This window comes from Actinomadura sp. DC4 (assembly GCF_030406325.1).
In the GTDB taxonomy this organism is placed as follows: Bacteria; Actinomycetota; Actinomycetes; order Streptosporangiales; family Streptosporangiaceae; genus Actinoallomurus.
Genome location: NZ_JAUEQY010000033.1, coordinates 33814 through 56951, shown reverse-complemented (window position 1 = coordinate 56951; position 23138 = coordinate 33814). Strand labels below are relative to the sequence as shown.

20 protein-coding genes are annotated in these 23138 nt (G+C 71.8%); 9 read left to right on the top strand and 11 right to left on the bottom strand.

Translation table 11 applies throughout. The features are described 5' to 3' along the window. Positions 1–3 precede the first annotated feature (3 nt). Genes QWU11_RS38740 through QWU11_RS38725 form a run of 4 tightly spaced genes read right to left on the bottom strand, consistent with a single transcriptional unit; the run spans position 4 to position 4607 of the window. The gene (locus QWU11_RS38740) at positions 4–1236 is read right to left on the bottom strand and encodes an MFS transporter (RefSeq protein WP_290119528.1); all 1233 of its coding nucleotides are present in this window, start codon (positions 1234–1236) and stop codon (positions 4–6) included. Next, the gene (locus tag QWU11_RS38735; protein WP_290119527.1) at positions 1229–2461 is read right to left on the bottom strand and encodes a cupin domain-containing protein; all 1233 of its coding nucleotides are present in this window, start codon (positions 2459–2461) and stop codon (positions 1229–1231) included. Before QWU11_RS38735 ends, QWU11_RS38740 begins: the two co-directional genes overlap by 8 nt. Positions 2462–2475: 14 nt before the next feature. Continuing rightward, the gene (locus tag QWU11_RS38730; protein ID WP_290119526.1) at positions 2476–3591 is read right to left on the bottom strand and encodes a SagB/ThcOx family dehydrogenase; all 1116 of its coding nucleotides are present in this window, start codon (positions 3589–3591) and stop codon (positions 2476–2478) included. Continuing rightward, entirely contained in the window at positions 3588–4607 is a 1020-nt protein-coding gene (locus QWU11_RS38725; protein WP_290119525.1) for a hypothetical protein, read from the bottom strand. The genes QWU11_RS38730 and QWU11_RS38725 overlap by 4 nt, the downstream gene beginning before the upstream one ends. 576 nt (positions 4608–5183) lie before the next feature. On the opposite strand from QWU11_RS38725, the gene QWU11_RS38720 reads away from it, so the two are divergent. Then, positions 5184–6323 (top strand): hypothetical protein, encoded by a 1140-nt coding sequence (locus tag QWU11_RS38720; RefSeq protein WP_290119524.1) that lies wholly within the window; start codon positions 5184–5186, stop codon positions 6321–6323. 91 nt (positions 6324–6414) lie between these two features. After that, a complete protein-coding gene (locus QWU11_RS38715) occupies positions 6415–7332 on the top strand; it encodes a hypothetical protein (RefSeq protein ID WP_290119523.1) in 918 nt (305 codons plus the stop codon). Between the two features lie 34 nt (positions 7333–7366). On the opposite strand, the gene QWU11_RS38710 is transcribed toward QWU11_RS38715, so the two are convergent. Then, positions 7367–8206: an ABC transporter permease gene (locus QWU11_RS38710; RefSeq protein ID WP_290119522.1), complete on the bottom strand. Its 840-nt coding sequence runs from the start codon at positions 8204–8206 to the stop codon at positions 7367–7369. 164 nt (positions 8207–8370) lie between these two features. Between QWU11_RS38710 and QWU11_RS38705 the strand changes: the two genes are divergently transcribed. Genes QWU11_RS38705 through QWU11_RS38695 form a run of 3 tightly spaced genes read left to right on the top strand, consistent with a single transcriptional unit; the run spans position 8371 to position 13423 of the window. Further along, positions 8371–9312 (top strand): ABC transporter ATP-binding protein, encoded by a 942-nt coding sequence (locus QWU11_RS38705; protein ID WP_290119521.1) that lies wholly within the window; start codon positions 8371–8373, stop codon positions 9310–9312. After that, positions 9312–10667: a hypothetical protein gene (locus QWU11_RS38700; RefSeq protein ID WP_290119520.1), complete on the top strand. Its 1356-nt coding sequence runs from the start codon at positions 9312–9314 to the stop codon at positions 10665–10667. The genes QWU11_RS38705 and QWU11_RS38700 overlap by 1 nt, the downstream gene beginning before the upstream one ends. Before the next feature lie 5 nt (positions 10668–10672). Beyond that, the gene (locus QWU11_RS38695) at positions 10673–13423 is read left to right on the top strand and encodes an alkaline phosphatase family protein (protein WP_290119519.1); all 2751 of its coding nucleotides are present in this window, start codon (positions 10673–10675) and stop codon (positions 13421–13423) included. Here QWU11_RS38695 and QWU11_RS38690 read toward each other — a convergent pair. The 3 genes from QWU11_RS38690 to QWU11_RS38680 are packed head-to-tail and all read right to left on the bottom strand — an operon-like array spanning position 13395 to position 16138. Further along, complete coding sequence (locus QWU11_RS38690) at positions 13395–14201, bottom strand: CPBP family intramembrane glutamic endopeptidase (protein WP_290119518.1); 807 nt, start codon at positions 14199–14201, stop codon at positions 13395–13397. The genes QWU11_RS38695 and QWU11_RS38690 overlap by 29 nt on opposite strands. 60 nt (positions 14202–14261) lie before the next feature. After that, entirely contained in the window at positions 14262–15380 is a 1119-nt protein-coding gene (locus tag QWU11_RS38685; RefSeq protein WP_290119517.1) for a GAF domain-containing sensor histidine kinase, read from the bottom strand. Beyond that, positions 15377–16138: an SDR family NAD(P)-dependent oxidoreductase gene (locus tag QWU11_RS38680; RefSeq protein ID WP_290119516.1), complete on the bottom strand. Its 762-nt coding sequence runs from the start codon at positions 16136–16138 to the stop codon at positions 15377–15379. Before QWU11_RS38680 ends, QWU11_RS38685 begins: the two co-directional genes overlap by 4 nt. A 166-nt stretch (positions 16139–16304) precedes the next feature. Here QWU11_RS38680 and QWU11_RS38675 point away from each other — a divergent pair, with 166 nt between their 5' ends. After that, the gene (locus QWU11_RS38675) at positions 16305–17198 is read left to right on the top strand and encodes a helix-turn-helix transcriptional regulator (protein ID WP_290119515.1); all 894 of its coding nucleotides are present in this window, start codon (positions 16305–16307) and stop codon (positions 17196–17198) included. A gap of 107 nt (positions 17199–17305) precedes the next feature. Continuing rightward, positions 17306–17932, top strand: coding sequence for an NAD(P)H-dependent oxidoreductase (locus QWU11_RS38670; protein ID WP_290119514.1), 627 nt, complete (start codon positions 17306–17308; stop codon positions 17930–17932). A gap of 18 nt (positions 17933–17950) precedes the next feature. Here QWU11_RS38670 and QWU11_RS38665 read toward each other — a convergent pair whose 3' ends face one another. Next, positions 17951–18409 (bottom strand): MarR family transcriptional regulator, encoded by a 459-nt coding sequence (locus tag QWU11_RS38665; protein WP_290119513.1) that lies wholly within the window; start codon positions 18407–18409, stop codon positions 17951–17953. 29 nt (positions 18410–18438) lie between these two features. Further along, complete coding sequence (locus QWU11_RS38660) at positions 18439–19533, bottom strand: glycosyltransferase family 4 protein (protein WP_290119512.1); 1095 nt, start codon at positions 19531–19533, stop codon at positions 18439–18441. Between the two features lie 245 nt (positions 19534–19778). Here QWU11_RS38660 and QWU11_RS38655 point away from each other — a divergent pair, with 245 nt between their 5' ends. Further along, positions 19779–20975, top strand: a complete 1197-nt coding sequence (locus QWU11_RS38655) for a histidine kinase (RefSeq protein ID WP_290119511.1) — start codon at positions 19779–19781, stop codon at positions 20973–20975. Then, the gene (locus QWU11_RS38650) at positions 20972–21628 is read left to right on the top strand and encodes a response regulator transcription factor (RefSeq protein WP_290119510.1); all 657 of its coding nucleotides are present in this window, start codon (positions 20972–20974) and stop codon (positions 21626–21628) included. The genes QWU11_RS38655 and QWU11_RS38650 overlap by 4 nt, the downstream gene beginning before the upstream one ends. Before the next feature lie 4 nt (positions 21629–21632). Here QWU11_RS38650 and QWU11_RS38645 read toward each other — a convergent pair whose 3' ends face one another. Beyond that, a complete protein-coding gene (locus QWU11_RS38645) occupies positions 21633–23111 on the bottom strand; it encodes a M1 family metallopeptidase (RefSeq protein WP_290119509.1) in 1479 nt (492 codons plus the stop codon). Between the last annotated feature and the right edge of the window lie 27 nt (positions 23112–23138).

Here is a 23138-nt window from a genome sequence, read left to right as displayed (position 1 = left end):
GGGTCAGCCGGCGTAGGCGGACAGCACGCGGCGTGAGGCCGGCAGCGCCGCGGCCAACCCGACCAGCGCCATCGCGACTCCGAGGATGAGACAGGCCCGCTGCGGACCGGCCTGGACGACGAGCCATCCCCCGGTGATCTCGGCGAACAGGGACGGCGTCGAGGTCATCAGCCGTACGGCGGCGAAGGTACGGGCGCGCTCGCCGTCGGGGACCAGCGTCATCCATCGCGCCGTCACCAGGCCCTGCCACAGCGGCCACGCGGCGAACACCAGCGCGTACACCACGCCGATCGCGACCCCCCGGCTCACCGACAGCAGGCCGAACAGGACCGCCGTCCCGAGCGGCACCGCGATGACGAAGACCCGCAGCGCGGACGGTCTCGTGCGCGTCCGCGCGGCGGCGAACGCGCCGAGCATGCCCCCGGTGCTCCCGCAGGCGAAGAGCAGCCCGACCTCGACCGGCGACGCCCCGGCCCGCTGCGCCAAGACGATGACGACCAGGCGCAGGGCGTTGATGAGAAAGTCGGTCGTCGCCACGAAGCCGCCGGTCAGCCGGATGAACGGGTTGCTCAGCACGTTGCGCCAGCCCTGCGTCAGCGCCCGCCGGTCGAGGCCGCCGGTTCGGTCGGGCCGGCCGAGCGGCGAGCGGATCCGCCGGATCAGTGCGAGCGAGACCACGTGGGACACGGCGTCGGCGGCGAACGGCACCACGCGCCCGAGGCCGAGGAGGAACCCGCCGAGCGGCGGTCCGGACAGGCCTGCGGTGTAGGAGCGCGCCTGGTTGAGCATCAGCGCGCGGGGCAGCCGGTCCCCCTCCGCGATCACCGAGACCGCCGCGGCCTCGGTCACCGTGAACACCCCGTACACCAGGCCGTCCACGAGGCACATCCCCAGGGCCACGGGGAACACCAGCCCGCCGGTGAGCAGGGTCGCGGCGAACACGACCAGCGTGCCGGTGGAGACGAGGTCGCACGTGATCATGACGGTACGCCGGGAGTGCCGGTCGGCGAGCGAGCCGCCGAACACGTGCGCGAGGAGGAAACCGCCCGTCGCGAAGGCGCCCGCGACGCCGGCCATGACGGGCGAGTGCGTCTCGGCGAGGACGAGGAGGACGAACGCGGTACCCGACGCGCGGCTGCCGACCGAGGACAGGACCTGCCCCACCCACAGCCGGGCGAAGTCGCCGCGCCCGTGCCAGACGCCGTCCGGCCGCGTCCCCGTCGCCGGCTCAGCCATCCACGCGCTCACCGGCCGCCACGAGGACTCCCTCGGTGAGCAGCGTCCGTACGGTCGCCTCGACCGTCTCCGGCGGCCAGTCCTCGGCCAGCGTGTCGAGCCGCGTGACCGACGGGGCCCTCAGCAGCAGGTCGAGCACTGCCGCGGCCCTGCCGGTGAAGCGCAGGACCCGGTCCCCCAGGTGCAGCTCGGTCCGGTCGCCGGGCCGGTCCACTCCGGCGATCGTCTCGTGGCGTACGGCGACGGCCGCGGGAAGGTCGTGCCCGTCCGGCCGTACGGAGGACAGCGGGCGGTTCGGCGCGGGGAGCAGCCTGGCCCGCTGGGCGGCCACGACCCGTGCGGCGAGCCCGGCCACGTCGGCCTGTCCCGCCCATCGCGCCAGGTCCGCGAGCACGGAGCGTACAGCCTCCTCGGCGGAGTCATGGTCCTGGGCGAACCGCAGCGGCAGGTCGCGGCGGAGGTCGAGGTCGTCGGCCAGGGCCTCGACCAGCGTCGGCACGATGGAGTGGCGGCTGGTCTCGGCGAGGCCGACCGTCAGGTGCAGCGACGGCTCGTCCGTGGCGAACACGTTGTGAATCCAGCCGCGCGGAATGAACAGGACGTTCCCGGGTTCCAGGACGAACTCGTGGTCCGGGGGCAGCTCCCGCAGCCGGTGCCACTCCTCGGGCGGCAGGACCTGACGCGGCCACGCGTGCCGCTCCAGCGGGAGCGGCAGGAACGGCCGGTAGAGCTGCCAGGTCTTGCTGCCCTCGGTCTGGACGATGAACACCGAGTGGGTGTCGTGGTGATGGTCGAAGCCCTGCGAGCCGTGGGGGGTCAGGTACGCGTTCGCGTGGGCGGGCATGCCGACCTCGTGGGAGAGGTGGCGGCAGGCGCCGGCGATCGGCTGCCAGGTGAAGTGCAGGTCGTTGAGCACGAGGCTCGCGCCGTTCTCCAGCTCGCCGGCGACCAGCGTCGCGTTGGCCAGCTCGCTGATGCCGTTCGGCAGCCCGACCGGGCCGGTCAGGAACCGCTCCTTCGGCAGCCGCGCGCCGTCCTTGATCATCTCGACGAACGGGTACCGGAGGGCGTGGTCGCTCAGCAGCCGGTCGACGGCGTCGAAGTCGATCAGCGCGCGGAGCGGCTCGGCCGGCCGTTTGGACAGGATCGGCTCCGTCGGCAGCCGGGTAGCGAACGCGTCGAGGTCGTCCACGAGCGCGGCGAGCATGCTCGGGTTCTCGTTCACCAGGTGCTCCGATCTCAGGCGGGCGGACGGGAGAGCGCCGCCGCGACCTGGTCCAGTCCGGTCGGCCGGCCGAGGGCGGTCACCCCCAGCGGGATCTCGTGGTCGGGGTCGCAGCCGAGCGCCTTCTCGATCTCCTCGTCACGGATGGCGGCGGAGAAGCCGGCCCCGAGGCCGAGCGCGGTGGCCAGCAGGTACACGGTCTGGCTGAGGTGACCGAGGTCCATCAGGACGATCCGGTACGTCCGGCCGATGCCGTACTTCCACCGGCTGCGCGCGAGCACCGCGGTGTAGTAGACGACCGCCGCGGCCTCGCCGATCCACGCCTGGTCGGCGGCGGACCGTACGACCTGGTCCCTCGACCACGCGACGCCGAGATCCTCGAACCCCCGGCGGACCGGGTCGAAGTGGTAGAAGCCGGGCCGGAGGCCGGTGACCCGCTGGGCGTGCACGTACAGCTCGATCGGATGCCGTGCCCCGCCGGAAGGGCTCGTCTTGAAGACGTTGCCGAACGTCTCGTCGTCGGCGGACCGCGGGCGCGTCGGGGACGGGCCGGCCGCGGCTTCGAGCAGCGTGCTCAGCTCGGTGAGGCCGATCGGGCCGGGGTCGAAGCGCCGTGTGGTCCGGCGGGACGTGAGCACGTCTTCGAGCGAGCGGCCGAACGCCTGGGCCTCCTGGGAGACGGGAGCGGGCGTGAACGGGTGCCCGGGGAACGCGCGGTAGGGCGCCGGAGGCGGTGTGACCTGCGCCTTCTCGCGGATCCTGCGCGCGTCGTCCTCGCCGTCCGCGGCGACGGTGTCGCCGTGCATCCGGGTGGCGTAGTGGTAGTAGCGCGCGGCGGTGCCCCAGTCCTGCCAGGCGTTCAGCCGCTCGGTCTCGCGCTCCGCGGAGTCCTCGGTGATCAGCACGCCCGCCCGTACGAGCTCGGCGACCGAGGAGCGCAGCCCCTCGGCGGCCGCCTCGTCCGCGCCCAGGCTCGTCACGCTCTCGGCGTCGCGCCAGTCGCGGAACCACCGGCACAGCCATTCGGCGCGCTCGGTCAGCTCGAACTGGCGACGGCGTACATAGTCGTCCCACACCAGCCGGCCGCCGTCCCAGAACATGGCGGCGTTCTCCGAGACCTTCAGCCTCATCGCGGTCCTCCCGCGTCCTCGACGTACCGGAGGACGGCCTTGGAGACCTGGGCGGACCCGGCGCGGTCCTCGAACCAGAGCCAGTCGCCCGTCACGTTCACCTCGAGGAAGACGAGGTCGTCGTGGGTGACGAGCAGGTCGAAGGCGGCGACGTTCAGCCGCCAGGCGTCGCAGAGCCCTCTGAGCGTGTCCACGAGCGCGCCGGGCGGGTCGATGGGGGTGACCTCGACGCTGTCGGGGTCGGTCCACAGGTCCTCGGCGGACCGCTTGTCCACGCGGAACGCCACGATCTCGTCCCCGACGACGAAGATCCGCAGCTCGTGGCCGGCCTCGACGAACTCCTGGACGAGCAGCGGGGCCGGCTCCGGGCCCGCCGCTTCGAGCTCCACGCGGGAGACGCGTTTGGGGAACAGGCTGTCGAGCGAGCCGGGCTCGGGCTCCAGCCAGTGGTCGCCGAGCGGTTTGATCACGTAGCCGCCGGGTGCCCGACCCAGCGTGGCGAGGCCGCGCCGCGGGTCGGTGGTCAGCACCGTACGGGGGATCGTGAGGCCCGCCGCCTTCGCACCGGCGAGCTGCGTCATCCGGTCGAGTTCGCGCACCGGGCGGTTGACGAGCCGCCAGGCCGGATTCGCGACGGCCCAGGAGAGGAAGGCGTCCCACTCGCGGGCGAGGTAGTCACCATGCTCGGCCTCCGTACGGGGGATGGCGGCGAGGTCGAAGTGCCGCAGCCACAGCACCCGGGGAGCGAACGGCTCCCCGTTCACCTCGACCCGTCCGTCGTCGGTGACGCACAGGGACACGTCGGCGTTGCGGTCGCTGTCGATCCGCACCAGCCGTACGCCCCTGGAGGCCAGTTCGAGCGACAGCGCGTCCATCTCGCGGTCGGCGGCGCGGCTCAGGACCATGACGCAGGGAACGGCGGGCGCGTCGGCGGCGACCGGGCGCACACCGAACTCGAACATCCGCTGCTGGAAGTCCAGGGTCCGGCGGGAAAGCGCGCAGGAATAGGAGTTCATGCGCATCAACATGGGCGTTTCTGTGTCTCGCATTCACCCTCATCCATCGGCCGCGACGGTGGGGGTGGGGCAAAGGCCACGCCCCCACCGTCGCCGGCGACTTTCCGGACCGTTAGTTGTCCTTCTTGTCGTGGTTCGGCGATACGCCCGCGTATTCGCGTGCGTACTCACCGAGAGCGCCACCCTCGGCCGAGCCGGCCAGAACGAGCTTCGCGATCTCCTCCATGTCATTCACCTCCGATCGGGGTCGGTGTGTCGCTTGGATTCCGCCATAGGAAAGGGGCGCTGAACAGATTGCGGTCCGGTCAGCGGACCGCAATCTGGAAGAAATCCCGCCGGGCCTGGGCAGTCGTCTCCCGCAGGGTCCCGGCACGATCCGCGGCGCCGGGCCGGTGCCGTCCCACGGCGACCTGCGGGCCACGCCGAGGGGATCTCCTGCGGCGGATCCGGGGGTTCCACACTGCGGCGGCGTAATTTCCCGAACACCGACAGTGATCTTCCACATCATTGATGATGTCGGACATGGCGCGGGTCACGCGGCGGCCCGGCTCATCCTGCTGCGCGAGAGGAAAAGGCGTGAACGGGACCGGGGCTCTGCGGCGCGGGCGATGGCCGCGCGTCCTGCTGATCGTGTCCGTAGTCGCACTGCTGTTCATCGGCGCGGCCGTCTTCTTGGTGCTCCGCTCCATCCCGGACTACCGGACCGCGTTCCTCGTCGACACCTCGGTGCCCGCGGAGGGCAAGGACTACACCGCTGTCGCGGATGCCCTAGGTGCGGCCGCGGAGAATTCCGCCGACGGCGACTCGATGTCCTTACGCCGGTTCGGCGGCGCCTGCGGCGACGAGGACAACACCCTTGCCGTCGTGGGCGCGGGCACCGGACACGCCCAAAAGATCAGCACTGCGGTGCACAGGCTCACCCCATCGGGTAACGCCACGCTCGAAAGCGGCGTCCTCGCCGCCACCGACGATTTCTCTGGCCATTACCCTTTCCACGGCAGCAAAGGGAACAGGATCATCGTGGTGACCTCGCACGGCACCGACGCCTGTTCCGCCGGCAAGGCCGCCTTCCGGAAGAAGGTCCGGGACAGGGCCGAAAGCACCGGGGTCCGGCTGGACTTCCGGATCATCGGCTACAAGGTCCCGCGGCCGCAAAGACAGCCCCTCGAACAGATCGCCGCCGCCGTCGGGGCTCCTGGACCGGAGTTCGTCGCCTCACCAGCCCGGCTGAACTCCGTCCTCAAGCAGATCGCCGTGCCGAGCTCCCCCGGCCTCGACCCCGTCCACGTGCCGACCCCGACCCCGACGCCGGCCGGCCCGACCGTCACCCCTCAGCCTTCGGGCGACCTCGTGGGCACGTACGCGCTCAGCGACGGCACGCTCAGGGGGAAGGTCCCGGACACCAACTGGTCGTGGATCTATGAGGAGGAACGCAAGACCCGGCGGTCGGCCGAGATCAGGCCCGACCCGTGCGCCGCTCCGCCCTGCGGTGTCATCCTGCACTGGGACACATCCGTCGCAGCGCATGGCGCCAACGTCCCGAAATACGATGACCTGAAGCTGAAACGCCTGACCGATGGCTCCTACAGCGGACCTGAAGTGCGGATAAGGCCCACACTCGTCGAAGCCGGGGCCGTGAGAAGGATCGTCGTCACGAAGAAGGAGGGAACCGAGGACAGCCCGATCACCCTCACCTGGCAGGGGACACGCGTATGAGCAGGCCTCCTGCGCGCGTACGGCCCGCGGTGAAACCGGATGGGGCCGGCAGGCGTCCCACCGATGATCCGATCGTGTAGGAGGGGGACCCATGGACCGCTCGGACGGCTTCCGGATTCGGTCGCCGCGGCTGCTCACCGACGAGTGGGGCGTCTTCTTCGCCGTCGCGGCGGTGTTCGCCGTCCTCGCGCATCTTGAGGACACCTACCGGCATGGCTGGGGAGCCTCGGACTGGGTGTTCATGGTCCTCCCGGCCGTGCTCGCGGTGGCCGCGCTGTGGCCCGTACGGGTCCTGGAGGTCGGCGCGCGCGGGCTCCGGTACCGCGAGCGGGTGCTCGTCGACGGCGAGCGCCCAATGTCGCAGCGCGGCCCGAGGGGGCGGAAGGCCGCCTGGCCCTACGTCGCGGAGATCCTGCTGACCTCCCGGTACGGCTCGGTCGTCCTGGTGGTCGGGCTCAGGGACGCCGCCGGCGGGCCGCGCTCGGCGGTGGTCGAACTGCCGGTCCGGGACGAGCAGGCCGTCGCCGAGGCGTTCGCCGTCTGGGCGCCTGGCGTCCCCGTGCTCCGCGTACGGCTGACCGAGGCGCTGGCCCGAACGCGCCGGCCGTACACCCCCGGACCGCGGATGGCGCGCACCTGGCTGCTGATCGCGGGTGTGGCCGTCCTGGGCGCGGGCTTCGACTTCGTACGAGCGATCGTCTGGGACACCCCGTATCTGGCCGTGACGGGCCTGGTCCTCCTGCTGTGCGTCTGGATCCGGCGATGGTCCCCGACGCCGGAGGTCGGACCGGGCCGCGTCGTGCTGGGCCGGTGGCCGCGGCGGCGCGCGGTGGCGTGGGCCGACGTGGCGTCGGTACGGCTGTCGTCCGGGCCTGGCACGCTCACGCTGTCCGACGACGCCGGCCGGGTCTTCTCCCAGCGCGTCCCGCGCCGTGACGATCTCGCCGACCTGGCGGCGATCCTTTCGGCGTACGCGCCGCCGGCGGTGCTCGGGGCACCGTCGGTCTAGACGGCCGTCTCCAGCGCCTCTCGAGATCCGCGGTTCACGAGTCGCGTGGATCTCCCGGCACCTGACGGCGGCGGTTGGCGATGCCGGCTCGCCACCGTGCCCGTACCGGCCGTCGTGCGTCCGGGCGGCCGAACCGTCCGCGTGCGGCGAGTTCGATGCTGATCACGATGGCGACGGACTCCACCGCCAGCAGGGCGATCAGGACGAACAGCTGGACCGCGCCCGCCGCGACCGGTGACGCGCCGCCCAGCAGCATTCCGACGAACGCGCCCGGCAGCGTGACCAGCCCGACCGTACGGGTCTGGTCCAACGCCGGGATGAGCGCGGTGGCCGCGTGCTGCCGGCAGATCTCCAGTGCGGCGTCGCGGTCCGGCAGGCCGACGGACAGGGCGGCCTCGACCTCCCCGCGCCGCTGCGTCAGCTCCTCGACGGCACGGCGGCCGGACAGGGACGTGGCGGTCAACGCGCCCCCGATGAGGATGCCGGTGATGGGGATGATCGTGATGCCGCGCAGCGGGACCAGCCCGGTGGCCAGCAGCAACGCGACGACGGGCGCGGTCGCGGCGCCGATCGGCACCGCCGCCCACCACGCCGCGCGGCCGGTCGTGATGCGCCGCCCGGCGGTCCGTGCCGCCACGAGGTACATGAGCGCGACGAAGGCCCCGGTCAGCGGGATCGACCGGGTGATCGAGGCGATCACCAGGGAAACCGCCGTGAGCTGCAGCCCGGCGCGTACGCCGGAGCCCAGCACGGCCGGCCCGTACCCCAGGTGGCCGACCGCGGCGACCGCCGCGGCGGCGACGACCAGCACCGCCATCACCACGCCCAGAACCGGCGTGACCGGCAGCAACGTGGCGGCGGCACTCACCCTCATACCGCGATCCTGACGCGTGACCGGGCCGCAGGCTCAGGCGGGTGCCTGAGAGCGCCGTACGACGGGTTCAACAAGGTTCGCCCAAAGTTCGACTGGACGTCCCCCCCATGGCAATTCACGATCCTTAGGGTGCCGTGCGGAAGATCAAGCCAAGGGAGACGGACATGCAAAGGAGCCCCGCGGTCCGGGCTCGCGGGATCAGGAAGTGCTTCGGTGAGGTGGTGGCACTCGACGGTGTCGACCTCGATGTGGCGAGCGGGCAGGTCCACGGGCTGGTCGGCCCGAACGGCGCGGGCAAGACGACGCTCCTCGGCCTGCTGCTGGGCCTGGCGGTCGCGGACGGCGGAGACCTGGAGATCCTGGGTACGCCGGTCGGGCGGACGCTCGCCGTTCCAGGCGGCGTCGCCGGCTTCGTCGACGGACCCGGGCTCTACCCGTCCCTCACCGCACGGCAGAACCTCTCCGCCCTGGCCTCGCTGCGCGGGTACGCCGCCGGCGTGGACGACGCGCTGGAGCGGGTCGGGCTCACCGACGTCGCCGACGACCGCATCCGCGGGTTCTCACTCGGCATGCGCCAGCGGCTCGGGCTGGCCGCCGCGCTGCTCACCACGCCGCGGCTGCTCGTGCTCGACGAGCCGGCCAACGGCCTGGACCCGGCCGGCACGCGCCATGTGCACCGCGTCATCACCGAGCTCGCGGAGAACGGCACCGCGGTGGTCCTGTCCAGCCACCGGATGGACGACCTCGCCGCGCTGTGCTCCGAGGTCACCCTTCTCTCCACCGGGCGGGTCGTCTTCGCCGGGCCGGTGAGCAAACTCGCCGCCGAGAGCGGCGAGCTCGACTACCGGCTGCTGACCTCCGACCCGGAGGCCGCCCGCGCGGTGGCGCTGGACACCCCGGGACTCCACGTCGCGCCGGCCCGCGACGGCCGGGCGGACGCCGACGTGCTCGTGGTCCGCGGGCCGGTACCGGTCCTCGACGAGCTGGTGGTGCGGCTCGTGCACGCGGGCGTGGCGGTACGCGGGCTGGCGCCCGTGGTGTCGCCGCTCGAGGCCGCGTTCCTGACCCTGACCGGGGCCGGGCAGACCGACGAGGAGGACCTCTGATGACGGCGACCACCGCCCCGCCCGCGGCCGGCGCCCGGCCGGCGCCGGTGCTGCGCGGCTACCGGTTCGAGCTGGTCAAGCTGGTCTCCCAGTGGCGGATCCGCGTGCTGCTGCTCGCCTGCTGGATCGCGCCCGCGGTCTTCGTGGCCGTGGTGAGCCAGCAGAGCGCGCTGCCCGCCGACACGGTCTTCGGCCGCTGGATGCACACGACCGGCTGGGCCGGGGCGCTGGTCGTGCTGGACTTCTCGCGCGCCTGGGCGCTCCCGCTGCTGACGGCGCTGGTCGCCGGCGACGTCTTCGCGACCGAGGACCGGCTCGGCACCTGGCGCCACCTCCTCGTCGCGGTCCGCTCGCCGAGGAGGATCTTCGTGGCGAAGGGCCTCGCCACCCTCACGGTGCTCCTGCTGCTGGTCGCCGGGCTGGCCGCCTCGGGCATCGCCGGCGGCCTGGCCGCGGTCGGCGACCGCCCGCTCGCCGGCCTGGACGGTCACCTCCTCGGCCCGGGGGACGCGGCCGGTACGGTCCTGCTCTCCTGGCTCTGCGTGCTGGCGCCGACGCTGGCGTTCGCCGCGGTCGGCCTCCTCGGCTCGGTGGCCCTCGGTCGTTCCACCATGGGGCTGCTGCTGCCCGCGCTCCTCGCCTTCGCGCTGCAGCTCACGCAGTTGCTTCCGCTGCCGGTCGCCGTACAGCTGGCCCTGCCGAGCCACGCCTTCCTCGCCTGGCGCGGGCTCTTCACCAGCCCGGCCCAGACCGGCCCTCTCGTCGTCGGCATCGTGGTGAGCCTGGCGTGGGCGGTCGTCGCCACCGCCTTCGCCTACCGCCTGTTCCTGCGCCGCGACTTCACCGACCTGGCCTACGACGGGTCGGGCCGGCGCGCCCTCCTGTCGGGGGTGCTGCCCCTGGCCGGCCTGGTCGCCGTCACCGTCGTCGTCCTCACCGCCGCGACCCCGGTCAAGGGCTCGGGGATCGAGCGGTCCAAGCTGCAGGACTCGCTCGCCACGGCGTACGCCCACTTCTACCGGCTGCAGACGCGGGAGCTCCATCGCCCCGACGTCACCGAGCCACGGCTGAAGGCCACCGCGTCCTGCGACAAGGGCGGCTCCCGCGTCGCCGACCACGGCCCCGGCAACGACTGGCGGTGCGTCGTGTACTGGCACCTCCCCGGTACTAGCGCCGTCGGCAACGCCATCTATCAGCTCGACGTCACCACCGACGGGCGGTACGTCGCGGACGGCGACGGCCCGAAGGAGGTGAACGGCTACTTCCCGGTGCGCACCGCCACCGGGGACGCACCCAACCCCCTGTGGCAGTTCGACGGAAACGTCGACCTGCTCACGAGCACCGCGAAGGACTGATCCCCATGCAGGTCACCCGCCGGCGCGTCGTGAAGGCCCGTTCCGGGCTCTTCGGCAGACGCGGCCGCCACCGGATGCGCTTCGTAACCGCCGGCACCACCACCGTCGCCGTCCTCGCCGTCTGCTCCGGCATCGCGTACGCCTCGACGCGGGAGTTCGGCTTCGACCAGGTCGGCCAGACCACCGCCAAGGGCCAGGTCGCCTCCAGCGACCAGTACCTCAAGCCGATCGGCGAGCGCCTGGTCATCAACAGCGGCAAGATCATGTCGTCCTCGGCCAGCCCGGACGGCACCCACCTCGCGGCCTCGATCACCGACGGCGGGTTCGCGCTCGCCATCGTTGACCTGAAGAGCTGGAAGGTGCAGCAGCTCGTCGGCAACTCCGCGTCGGCGGACCTGCGCATCAGCGGCAACGACGTCGGTCAGGAGGGCCCCACCTACTCGCCCGACGGTTCGCAGCTGTGGCTCGGCCAGACCGACGGCTACACGAGGTTCACCGTCAACGCGGACGGCACGCTCGCCGCCCCGACGTCCATCAAGATCCCGGCGGACGGCCCCAAGCACGCGCTGGTGGCCGCGCCGGTGTTCTCCGCCGACGGCAAGACGGCGTACGCCGCCGTCAACGGGCAGAACCGTGTGGTCGCCATGGACGCGGCGACCGGGGCGATCCAGCAGAGCTGGGCGGTGGGCAACGCCCCGCGTGACCTGGCCATGGTCGGGACGAAGCTCTACGTCAGCAACGAGGGCGGGCGGCCGGCCAGGCCCGGCGACACCACGATCAACTCCTACAACACCCAGGTGCCGGCCGACCCGAAGACCGGCGCCACCACCACCGGCACGGTCAGCGTCATCGACCTGGCGAACCCGACCGCCGCCCCGGCGAGCATCGCCGTCGGGCTGCACCCGACCGCCCTGTACGCCAAGAACGGCGCGCTGTTCGTCACCAACACCGCCACCAACAACGTGTCGGTGATCGACACCGCCCGCGGCAAGGTCGTCCAGACCATCGCCACCCAGCCGTGGCCGGAGGCGTCGGTGGGCTACGAGCCCGACGCGGTGACGCTCACCGACGACGGCCACCTGCTGGTGACGCTCGGCCGCGCCAACGCGGTCGCCGTCTACCGGTACAGCAGGCCCCTGGAGCCGGTCGGCTACGTCGGCCTGCTCCCGACGGACTACTTCCCCGCGGAGATCACCACGGTCGGCAAGGACGTGCTGGTCTCCAACACCCGCGGCGTCGACGCCCGCCGCCTCGCCGACGGCTCCCCTCACGGCACGCACGACACGACGTCGAGCCTGCAGCGGTTCACGCTGCCGAACGACCGGGTCATCAGGTCCTACACCGCCAGGGTCTTCCAGCAGAACGGCTGGACCGCGGGCTCGGTCCAGTGGGCCAGGGGCCGGGGGCACCCGAGGCCCGTGCCGGTCCCGCAGCGGCTCGGCGACCCCTCGGTGATCAAGCACGTGTTCCTGCTCGTCAAGGAGAACCGGACCTACGACCAGCTCTACGGCGACATCGCCAAGGGCGACGGCGACCCGGCGCTGGCCCAGTTCGGCGAGAACGTGACGCCGAACCAGCACGCGCTGGCCGACCAGTTCGGGCTGTACGACAACACGTACGACATCGGCACGAACTCCGCCGAGGGTCACAACTGGCTGATGCAGGCCGACGACCCGGAGTACACCGAGTCCTCGGCCGGGGAGTACCTGCGCAGCTACGACACCGAGGACGACGCCCTCGGCCACCAGCGGACCGGTTTCATCTGGACCGGGGCGCAGGCGGCGCACCGGACCGTACGGGACTTCGGTGAGTTCCATCAGTTCCTGGCCAAGCCGGCCGGCGCGACCTGGCAGAACCTCTACTGCGACACCAGGAACATGGCCTCGACCGGGCAGGACACCGCCTACCCGCTGAACTCGTCCTCGCCGATCCCGTCGCTCAACGACGTGTCGGTGCACGGTTTCCCCAAGTTCGACACCAGCGTCCCGGACATCTACCGGTACGAGATCTGGAAGCGTGACTTCGAGGCGAACGGGCCGGCCGACCTCAACATGTTCTGGCTGTCCAGCGACCACACGGGCGGCCCGCCGAACGCGGCCGCCCAGGTCGCCGACAACGACCTCGCGGTCGGCAAGATGGTCGACACCATCTCGCACAGCAAGTACTGGAAGGACTCGGCGATCTTCGTCGTCGAGGACGACTCCCAGGCCGGCCTCGACCACGTCGACGGCCACCGCGCCCCGATCCAGATCATCAGCCCCTGGGCCCGGCACGGCACCGTCGACAGCCACTACTACTCCCAGATCACGATGATCCGGACCATCGAGCAGATCCTCGGGATCCACCCGATGAACCAGAAGGACAGCGCCGCCACCCCGATGGCCGCGGCGTTCGCCAAGAAGGCCGACTACACGCCGTTCAGCGCCGTGCCGAACCGCACCTCGCTGACCCTCGGCGTGTCGCCCGTGCCGGCCTGCGGCGCGGACCCCGTACCGCCGCAGTTCGCCGCCGCCCAGCCGTCCACGAAGGTGCCGGCGAGCGAGCGGTCGATGGCGGCGCAGTGGGAGGAGTGGAAGTCCCACCAGCGGCTGACCGGGCCGAACGCCACGGCCGACTACGCCAACCCCGCGCAGATGAACCACTACACGTGGTATCAGACGGAAGGGTGGTCCACGCCCTACCCGGGTGAGACCAAGGTCTACACGCCGGACCAGGTGCCGGGCGGCTTCATCCCGCCGACGGGGGCCGACGACTGACGATCGCGCGAAGAGGGCCCCTGGCCGGCGTCATCGCCGGCCGGGGGCCTTCGCGTCCTTTTCCGAGCCGCCGACCTCGACGGGTGGCGAGGAGGACCATGATGATGATCGCGGCGCGGGCGACCAGGGACAGGACACTGCCCTCGGGCCCGTACGCGCCGCCGGTGAGCCAGCCGGCGCCGCTCACGGTGGGATGCAGGAAGGCGCCTGAGTAGGCGGTCTCCCCGCTCACCGTGAAACCGAAGATCGTGCCCTGGACGAAGTTCCACGTGAAGTGGATGCCGACCGGCATCCAGATCCGGCCCGTACGCAGGAACGCCACGCCGTACATCAGGCCGCCCATGGCGTTGCTCAGCCCCGAGACGAGGGTCGCGTCCGGGCTGCCGGCCAGATGGACCGCGCCGAACACCGCCGCCGAGGCGACCAGCGCCAGAACGGGCCGGCGGGTGAGCACGCTCAGGCCGGTCAGCAGCACCGACCGGTAGACCACCTCCTCCACGACGGCGGCCCCGCCCAGAACCACCAGGCCGAGCCCCAGCCGCCCCGGGTCGAAGCCCACCCGGCCGCCGTCCGCCAAACCGGTGACCAGCAGCGTCGCGGCCAGCGCGGTCATCGCGGCCGAGCCGATCGCCAGGCCGGCGCCGAGCTCGCGTACGGCTCCCCCGCCCACGCCGAGCCCCAGCGGCACACCCCGCCGGACCCGGACGTGCACGACCACGACGGCGCACACGAGCAACAGCGCGGCCAGGCCCACACCGGCGGCCGTGTCAACGCTCACGAAGGACTCCTCGTACAAGGGACCATTTCGAGCCAGGCCTCAGTGTCCTGCGCCGGGCATTCACATACACGGGATCGTCATGAGCACGGATGTGCCGTTTCCGGCGGGGCTGGTGATCTGGACGGTGCCGCCGAGCGCGTTCACGCGATCCTTCAGACCGGTGAGGCCGGAGCCACGGGTGGTGTCGGCTCCCCCGACGCCGTCGTCGCATATCGCCAGGTGGATCCTTGACCCGTCCCGATGAAGACGGACCCGCGTCAGTGAGGCGTGTGCGTGTTTGAGCACGTTCGTCAGCGCCTCTGAGGCGACGCGGTAAAGGGTCACCTCGAGTTCTTCGGAAAGACGCCGGTCCACGGCCATGTCCAGCTCGACGCGTACGGGCGAACGGGACACGAGTTCCGCGAGGGCGGCCTCCAGGCCGCGTCGCGCCAAGATGGGTGGCCGCAGTCCTCTCGAGATCTCCTGGAGCTCGATGAGGACGTCCGAGAGGCCCTGGACGGTGCCGGACAGCCGCCGCTTGAGTTCCTGGTGTTCCGGAGGCACGCGCGCCTCGGCATCGCCCAGTTGGAGCGCGAGAGTGACCAGATGCTGCTGTACGCCATCGTGAAGATCGCGCTCGAAACGGCGCCGCGTGGCGTCCGCGGTGGTGATGAGCCGGGAGCGCAGGGCGATGAGCTCCGCATGGGTCTCGGCCTGGGTCATGACGCAGTTCAGGAAATCCGCGAACTCCCCCATGCGGTCCTCGACGTCATCCGGCGGCGGCTCGGGGTCGCGGTACAAGGCGCCCATCGTCCCCCACGGACGGTCGTTGACGACGACGGGGCAGGCGACGGCATGACCGATCCGGTGCTCCTCGTGCCAGCCGCGAACCTCGACTTCCATCGTCTCGGTCGTCTGCCGGGCCGGACGGTGAGTCCGCAGCACGGCCGCCGAGGGGGTGTCCGTTCCGGCGATCCAGCGTCCGCCGAACGGGAGACCGATGCCGGGAACCCCCGGCGCGCTCCAGACCGTGACGATCGACATCGTCTGGTCGATCTCACAGCGATTGATCGTCACGTGATCCGCCTCGATCAGGCGGCCGAGCGTGCCCGCGACCGCTTCGAAGATCACCGACGGTGAAGATCCACTCGCGACCATGTGGGCGAGATGCCGCAGAGCCCGCCGTTCTCCGATGCTCATGGCTGGTCGGTGGGCCGGATCACGATCTCGTTGACGGCGACGCGGCGGGGGCTGGTGACGATGTAGGCGATCGCATCGGCGACGTCCTCGGCGTGCAACGGTTCGACCTCGCCGAACGCCGCGGCGAAGTCGCCGGCGGAGTTGTCCTTCTGGTCGAACAGCTCGCTCTGCGTACGTCCTGGTTCGATGACCGAGAAACGCAGGTCACGGGCCGTGTACTCCTGCCGCCATGCCTCCGTGGCGCCGGTGACGGCGAACTTGGTGGCGTTGTAGAGGGCGACGGTGGGGGCGGCGAACCGTCCGGCGACAGAGGAGACGTTGACGACGTCGGCGACCGTACGCCGGCCGGTGCGGACGGCGGTGAGCAGGTGCGGCAGGGCCGCCTTGGTCACGTACATGAGGCCGCGCAGGTTGATGTCGACCATCCGATCCCAGTCCCGCAGCGGGGATTGGTCCGAAGGCCCGTTGAGCATCACCCCGGCGGCGTTGACCAGGGTGTCCAGGCGCCCGAACTCGGCGACGGCCGCTTCGACGGCGGCCGCGGCGGCCTGCGCAACGGTCAGGTCGGTCCGCAGTACCAAGGCCGTGCCGCCGCCCTCGCGGATCCCGTCCGCGACCTCTTCGAGCCGGTCGGTACGGCGTGCGACCAGCGCGACCGTGGCGCCCTCGGCGGCCAGACGCCGGGCGGCCGCCCTGCCGATGCCACTGGAGGCACCGCTGACCAGCGCGACCGTGTCCTTCAGGCTTTCCGCAGTCATGCATCGTTCCTCTCGTCACGGAACCGTCCTCATCCAGCGCAACACGCGCGCCGGCAGGGCGGAAGGAGTTAGCAGGCACGGGCCCAGGTGGTACTCCCAGTACGCGTTAACGCCGTTTCACCGGGGGTGAGCAGGGCGAGCACGCGATCAGGCAGATACTGGGCCTATGACCTCAGACCCCGAGCTACGTGAGTTTCTGATGTCACGCCGCGCGGCGATCGATCCGACCTCGGTCGGCCTGCCTCCGTCGCCGACCCAGCGCCGCGGACGTGGTCTTCGCCGCGAGGAGGTCGCCGCGCTCGCCGGGGTGAGCGTGGCCTACTACGCACGCCTCGAACAGGGCCGGATCGGCAACGTGTCCGACCAGGTCCTCAACGCCGTCGAGAACGCCCTCCGGCTCGACGACCTCGAACGTGAGCACCTGCGGGCCCTGGTCGACCCGTGCACCTCCCGGACCCGCCGCGGCCGGCCCGCGAAAACGCCGGTGCGAGCCGCGCTCCGCGCGCTGATCGACCGGATGGATCCGATCCCCGTCATCCTTCAGGGACCACGTCTGGACGTGTTGGCCAGCAACCGGGCGGCCCGGATCCTGCTGACCGACTTCGACGCGCGGCCGATCGCGGACCGCAACATCGCGCGCTGGCTGTTCCTCGACCCCCAGACGCGTACGCGCTATCCGCAGTGGGAGCAGGTCGCCGCGCCCACGGTCGCCGCGTTGCGCGCCAACCGCGATCCCCGCGCCCCTGACGAGGCCCTCGAACGCCTGGTGGAGGAATTGTCGGCGGCGTCGGCGGAGTTCGCCCGCTACTGGGCCGACTACCGTCTGTTCCAGCACGAGCACGGTACGAAGCAGATGTTCCACGAGGCCGTCGGGCTGATGACGCTGAACTACGAGACACTGAGCGTCCCGGGCTCGGACGGCCAGTTCCTGTCCACCTACACCGCGGACGCCGGCTCGCCCTCCGACGAGAAGCTGCGGTTGCTGCTGAGCTGGGAAGCGACCTCCCCCAACCCCGCGCGGACGGCCCCCCTGCGCCGGAGAAGTACCGGCCGCTCGTGACGTGCACCGACACCTACGCGAGCCTCCGTTCCGTCATTTGTAGATGCGTGCGCATGCACATAAGATGACGACGTCATAGTTCATGGCGGCGAAGGAAGGCAGCTTCGATGAAGCTCTTGCACATATCAGCGTCACCGCGCGGCGAGCGGTCCGAGTCTCTCGCGCTGGCGCGCACGTTCCTGGACGCGGTCGGCGTCGCCGACCCGTCGGTCGAGGTGGACCACTACGACTTGTGGGACGGCACACTGCCCTCGTTCGGACCGGACGCCGCAGCCGCCAAGATGGCGGTCTTCTCCGGCGCCGAGCCGGACGGCCCGGAGGGTCTGGCCTGGCGGCGGGTGCACGACACCTTCGCGTGGTTCGACACCGCGGACCTGCTGGTGTTCAGCGTGCCCATGTGGAACGCCGGCATTCCGTACATCCTCAAGCAGTTCATCGACGTCGTCAGCCAGCCGGGGATGGTCTTCGCGTTCGACCCCGTCACCGGCTACCGCGGGCTCCTCACCGGCAAGCGCGCCGTAGTGATCTACACCAGCGGCGTGTACGGGCCCGAACGGGGTCCGGCCTTCGGCGCCGACTTTCAGGCTCCCTACCTGGAGGACTGGCTGCGCTGGATCGGCATCGACGACATCACCGAGATCAGCCTGCGCCCGGACCTGGTCCGGGCCGACGCCGCCGAGGCCCGCCGTCTGGCCCACGACCGAGCCCGCGCCGCCGGCGCCGCGTTCGTCTGACGGCGCCATCGCGCGGGCTCATGCCTGTGTCAGGCTCGTGCCCGTCTCGGCTTCCAGCACTCTTCCCAGGGCCGAAGCCAGGACATCGGCGTCATGCTCGCTCAGGTGGGTGGAGAAATGCCGCTCGATGCTGTCGAGGTGGACCGGTGCCGCGGCGCGAAAGCGCTCGCGTCCTTTGTCCGTGAGGGTCGCGAACGCCGAGCGCCGGTCGTCGGGGTTGGGTTCACGGGTCACCATGCCGGCGGCGGTGAGTTCGTCGACGAGGCGGCTCACCCTCGACCGGCTGAGCACCGAAGCGTCACCGAGCTGGTTCATGCTCAGGCGATGCTCCGGTGCCCGGTAGAGCTTCAGGAGAAGGTCGTACCAGGTGAGCGGCATGTCGCAGGTGGCCTGGAGCTCACGGTCGAGGATCGGGACGATCTCAGCGTGCAGGCGCAGGAGCGCGGCCCACGCCGCCACCCCGCTGGTACTGGACATGATTGCCACTTTATCCAGCCGACCGGCTCCTACCGGCCGAGCAGTTCGGCCAGGCGTTCTGCGGAGCGGTCCCAGGTCCACTCGGCCCCGGCCCACGCGCGGCCCTTCTCGCCCATCGTGCCCGGGGCGGTGAGGAGGTCGGTCAGGCGGCCGGCGATGGCGGGTACCGACCGGCCGTTCACGACGTGGCCGGTCTCGCCGTCGCGTACGGCCTCCGGGGCGCCGCCGGAGTCGCCGGCGAGCACGGGCAGCCCCGCGGCCGCGGCCTCCAGGAACACGATGCCGAGCCCCTCGGCCTCCAGGCCCAGCAGGCGGGTCCGGCAGGGCATCGCGAAGACGTCGGCGGCGGCGTAGAACGGCGGCAGTTCGTCGTGCGGATGCCCGCCGGCGAACACCACCCCCTCACCCGCGAGGCGGCGCAGCCTCTTCTCGTGACCGCCCGCGCCGACGATCAGCAGTGTCGCTCCGGGGACCGCGCGGCGTACCTCGGGCAGGGCGCGGATGAGCCGGTCCTGCCCCTTCCGGGGGACGAGCCGGGACACGCTGAGGATCACCGGCCGGTCGCCCAGGCCGTAGCGTTCGCGGATCGCGGCGCCGCCGGCGTCCGGGCGGAACACCGAGGCGTCCACGCCGGGGACGAGCCGGGTCGTACGGGCGTGAGGGCCGAGCGCGCGGGCGATCCGGGAACGGGTGTGGCCGGTCAGGTAGGTGACCGTGTCCACCTGGTCGCCGATCCGGCGCAGGGCCTGCCGCGGCCCGGGGACGGCGGCCCACCAGATCTCGTGGCCGTGGGTGGTCGCCACGATCCGCCGTACGCCGCCGCGGCGCAGAGCCGGTGCCATCAGCGCGAGCGGGGCCGCCGCGCCGAACCACACCCGGTCACAGCCGTGGGCCTCGGCGATCCCGGCCGCTCGCCGGGCGACCCGGCGGGTGGGCAGCAGCATGTGGGCCCGGTCGCGGATGACGGGGAACGGGAGGGTCGCGTCGAAGGCGGCGTCGCCCTCCTCCCGCGAGGTGTAGACGACGACCCCGCCCGACAGGCGCGTGGCCATGGCGTGCACGAAGGTCTCGATACCGCCCTGCCGGGGCGGGAAGTCGTTGGTGATGACAAGAGTGGCGCTCATGGACGTCCTTCAGGTCGCGAAGCCGTGGAACAGCGCGCGCGGGGGCGGCCGGCACCGTCGTCGTCGCGAAGGCCGTGACCGCGAACCCGAGGTGCCGTCTTCGATCACGCGGCCGGACAACGGTGTCGCGCGTCCATCGGGTGAGGCATCGGCTCGTGGACCGTATTCGCCGCGGCCGGGGTAGACCGCAGGCGTACATCCGCGGGCCGATGATCCGGCCGCGGGCCGCTGGTTACGATCGCCGCATGTCCACCGCTCCGCGTCCCCCGCTGCTCGGCCGCGTGCCGGCGCGAACGCGGACGAGGCTGAGGTGGTGGGGCGTCGGCCTCTTCCCTCTCGCCCTGTGCGCGATGTTCCTGTACGGCCCCGCCCCCGGTCCCGGTCCGTTCGCGCCCTACCTCGTCCACGTCCTCGTGATGGTCCTGCCCGCCGGGCTGCTGCGGCGCCGGCCGCTGACCGCGCTGGCGATGATGCTCCTCCCGATGCTCGTCGTCGCGGTCGCCTTCCGCCCGCTGTACGACACCGGAACCCTCTACATCATCCGGAACGTCCAGGTCCTGGCGGTCGACCTCGCCGTGGCCTACGTCGCGGCGAACCACGCACGCCGTACGTCGCTCATCGCCGCCGGCATGGCCCTGTTCGTCCAGCTCGGCTGCGCCACGTTCTGGGAGTCCTGGGGGCGCCCGTACAGCCACGGCACGCCGATCGCCACGGCCACCGCGTTCTTGACCCTGGCGCTCGCCGTCGTCTGGCAGGTCGGCAACGCGATCCGGCAGCGGCGCGAGTACGCGGAGGCCCGGCGCGCGCAGGCCGCGGTCCAGGCGGTCCAGGCCGAACGCCTCCGTATCGCCCGCGAGCTGCACGACATGATCGCCCACAGCATCGGCGTCATCGCCATCCAGGCCGGGGTGGGCAGCCGGGTCATCGAGACGCAGCCCGTCGAGGCGCGCAACGCGCTGACCGTCATCGAGGACACGAGCCGCGAGACGCTGGCCGGGCTGCGGCGGATGCTCGGCACGTTGCGCCGGGCCGAACCCTCGGCGGCGCCGACCGACGTCGCCCCGGGCCTGGCCGACCTGAACCGGCTGGCCGAGCGGTCGCTGGGCGCGGGGGTCCGCGTCGACGTACACCGGTCCGGGCCCGAGCTCACGCTGCCCGCCGACATCGACCTGTCCGCGTACCGCATCGTCCAGGAGGCCGTCACCAACGTGATCCGTCATTCGGGCGCGAAGGAGTGCCGGGTGGTCCTGGACCACCGGGACGGCGAGCTGTCCATCGAGGTCACCGACGGCGGGCGGGGCGGTGTCCCGGGTGAGGGGTACGGCATTCCCGGCATGCGCGAGCGCGTCAGCCTGCTGCACGGCGACTTCGCCGCGGGCCCGTGGTCCGAGGGCGGATTCCGGGTGACCGCCCGCATCCCGGTGCCCGCGGGCGTCCGATGACGGTCCGCGTCGTCCTGGCCGACGACCAGCCGCTGATCCGCAGCGGGCTGCGCGTCCTCATCGCGGACGCCCCCGACATCGTCGTGGTCGGGGAGGCCGGGACCGGCGCCGAGGCGGTCGAGCTCGCCGCCGCCGTACGGCCGGACGTGGTGGTGATGGACATCCGGATGCCCGGCACGGACGGGATCGAGGCGACCCGCCTGGTCACGGCCGGCCCGGAGCCGCCGCACGTGCTCGTGCTCACCACCTTCGACGATGACGACTATGTGTACGGCGCGCTGCGCGCCGGCGCGAGCGGGTTCCTCGTCAAGGACATGGCGCTGGAGGACATCCTCGCCGCGATCCGCGTCGTCGCCGCCGGCGACGCCCTGATCGCGCCGAGCGTGACCCGCCGCCTCATCGCGCGCTTCGCCGGGCAGTCCCCGCCGGAGCCGCCGCCGCGCGACGTCGGCGGCATCACCGAGCGGGAGCGCGAGGTGCTGACCCTCGTCGGGCGCGGCAGGTCCAACGGCGAGATCGCCGCCGAGCTGTTCATCAGCGTGGCGACCGCCAAGGCCCACGTGGCCCGGCTGTTCAGCAAGCTCGGCGCCCGCGACCGTGTACGCCTGGTGATCATCGCGTACGAGCTCGGCCTGGTGACGCCGCCGCGCTGACGGGTCAGCGGGCCTCCAGGGTGCGCGTCTGGCGGATCTCCTTCCAGCTCTTGGGCGTGGAGGTGGCCGCGACCGGCTGGGGCGGGGCGGCCGGGCGGCCGGCGGTGTAGAGCCAGGTCTGGAAGAGGCTCCCCAGGTTCCTGCCGGAGATCTTCTCGGCCAGGGCCTCGAACCGGGCGGTGGTGGCGTTGCCGTAGCGGTGGAGGGCCGCCCAGGCGCGGAGGGTGGCGAAGAACTTCGCGTCGCCGACCGTCGCGCGCAGGGCCTGGAGGGTCAGCGCGCCGCGGTCGTAGACGGCGTCGTCGAACTGGTTCGCGCCGGGACCCGGGTCGCCGGCCTTGACCTGCCAGAACGGGTCACCGGCCGGATAGCCGTCATAGGTGGCGGCCGCGACCTCGGCGGCGGTGCCCTGGCCGGTCTTCTCCGACCACAGCCACTCCGCGTACGTGGCGAAGCCCTCGTTCAGCCAGATGTCGCGCCAGGTGCTGAGCGAGACGCTGTCGCCGAACCACTGGTGGGCGTTCTCGTGGACGATGAGGTACGGCCGGACGCCGGTGGAGAAGGCGGCGGGGCTGTAGAAGACCCGGGTCTGCTCCTCCAGCGAGAAGTGCGACGTGACGTTCGGGACGTAGCCGCCGATCGAGGTGAAGGGGTACGGGCCGAAGACCTTGCTCTCCCAGTCGATGACCTCGGGGGTGGTCTCGACGCTGGCCTTGGCCGCCGTGAGCAGGGCCGGGGCGACGTCGGGGCTGTACGCGGTGATCACGGGCAGACCGCTCTTCGTACGGCCCTGGTGGACCTCGAACCGGCCCATCGCGAGAGTGGTCAGGTAGGTCGCCTGCGGCTTGGCCTCGTGCCACTCGTCCGTGGTCCAGCCGCCCGTCGTACGGGTGCCGCGGGACACGCCGTTGCTGATCGTCTGTAGACCCTCGGGCACGGTGACCGTGATGTCGTAGGTGGCCTTGTCGAGCGGATGGTCGTTGCTGGGATACCACCACCAGGCGCTCTCGGGCTCCTGCGCGGCGACCGCGCCGTCGGGGGTCCTGGCCCAGCCGACGTAGCCGTTGTACTTCTTCGTCGACGGCACGCCGGAGTAGGTCACGGTGACGTCGATCGGCGCGCCCTTCCGCAGGGTACGGGCGGGGGTGATGACCAGCTCGTGCGCTCCGGACGTGGTGAACGAGGCCCTGCGGCCGTTGACCGTGACCGCCCGGGTGTCCAGCAGGAAGTCCAGGTCGAAGCGGGTGAGGTCCTGGGTGGCGCGCGCCGTGATCCTGGTGGTGCCCTGCAGTGTGTCGGTCGCGGGCTGGTACTTCAGGGTGAGGTCGTAGTGCGAGACGTCGTACCCGCCGTTCCCGTAGTCCGGATAGTAGGGGTCGCCGATGCCGGGCGCGCCCGGCGCGGGGGCGGCACCGGCCGCGGTGGCGGACAGCAGGACACCGGCAGCGCCGGCCGTGACGGCGAGAAGCCGTGTTCTCCGCATCTGAGGCCCTCCTGGGGTTTCCGAGCT

Coding starts and splice junctions, on each gene's coding strand:
- QWU11_RS38740 (WP_290119528.1), bottom strand. CDS start 1,236: ATGGCTGAGCCGGCGACGGGGACGCGGCCGGACGGCGTCTGGCACGGG.
- QWU11_RS38705 (WP_290119521.1), top strand. CDS start 8,371: ATGCAAAGGAGCCCCGCGGTCCGGGCTCGCGGGATCAGGAAGTGCTTC.
- QWU11_RS38680 (WP_290119516.1), bottom strand. CDS start 16,138: ATGACTGCGGAAAGCCTGAAGGACACGGTCGCGCTGGTCAGCGGTGCC.
- QWU11_RS38670 (WP_290119514.1), top strand. CDS start 17,306: ATGAAGCTCTTGCACATATCAGCGTCACCGCGCGGCGAGCGGTCCGAG.
- QWU11_RS38645 (WP_290119509.1), bottom strand. CDS start 23,111: ATGCGGAGAACACGGCTTCTCGCCGTCACGGCCGGCGCTGCCGGTGTC.
- QWU11_RS38675 (WP_290119515.1), top strand. CDS start 16,305: ATGACCTCAGACCCCGAGCTACGTGAGTTTCTGATGTCACGCCGCGCG.
- QWU11_RS38710 (WP_290119522.1), bottom strand. CDS start 8,206: ATGAGGGTGAGTGCCGCCGCCACGTTGCTGCCGGTCACGCCGGTTCTG.
- QWU11_RS38650 (WP_290119510.1), top strand. CDS start 20,972: ATGACGGTCCGCGTCGTCCTGGCCGACGACCAGCCGCTGATCCGCAGC.
- QWU11_RS38715 (WP_290119523.1), top strand. CDS start 6,415: ATGGACCGCTCGGACGGCTTCCGGATTCGGTCGCCGCGGCTGCTCACC.
- QWU11_RS38685 (WP_290119517.1), bottom strand. CDS start 15,380: ATGAGCATCGGAGAACGGCGGGCTCTGCGGCATCTCGCCCACATGGTC.
- QWU11_RS38695 (WP_290119519.1), top strand. CDS start 10,673: ATGCAGGTCACCCGCCGGCGCGTCGTGAAGGCCCGTTCCGGGCTCTTC.
- QWU11_RS38660 (WP_290119512.1), bottom strand. CDS start 19,533: ATGAGCGCCACTCTTGTCATCACCAACGACTTCCCGCCCCGGCAGGGC.
- QWU11_RS38730 (WP_290119526.1), bottom strand. CDS start 3,591: ATGAGGCTGAAGGTCTCGGAGAACGCCGCCATGTTCTGGGACGGCGGC.
- QWU11_RS38665 (WP_290119513.1), bottom strand. CDS start 18,409: ATGTCCAGTACCAGCGGGGTGGCGGCGTGGGCCGCGCTCCTGCGCCTG.
- QWU11_RS38700 (WP_290119520.1), top strand. CDS start 9,312: ATGACGGCGACCACCGCCCCGCCCGCGGCCGGCGCCCGGCCGGCGCCG.
- QWU11_RS38655 (WP_290119511.1), top strand. CDS start 19,779: ATGTCCACCGCTCCGCGTCCCCCGCTGCTCGGCCGCGTGCCGGCGCGA.
- QWU11_RS38725 (WP_290119525.1), bottom strand. CDS start 4,607: ATGAACTCCTATTCCTGCGCGCTTTCCCGCCGGACCCTGGACTTCCAG.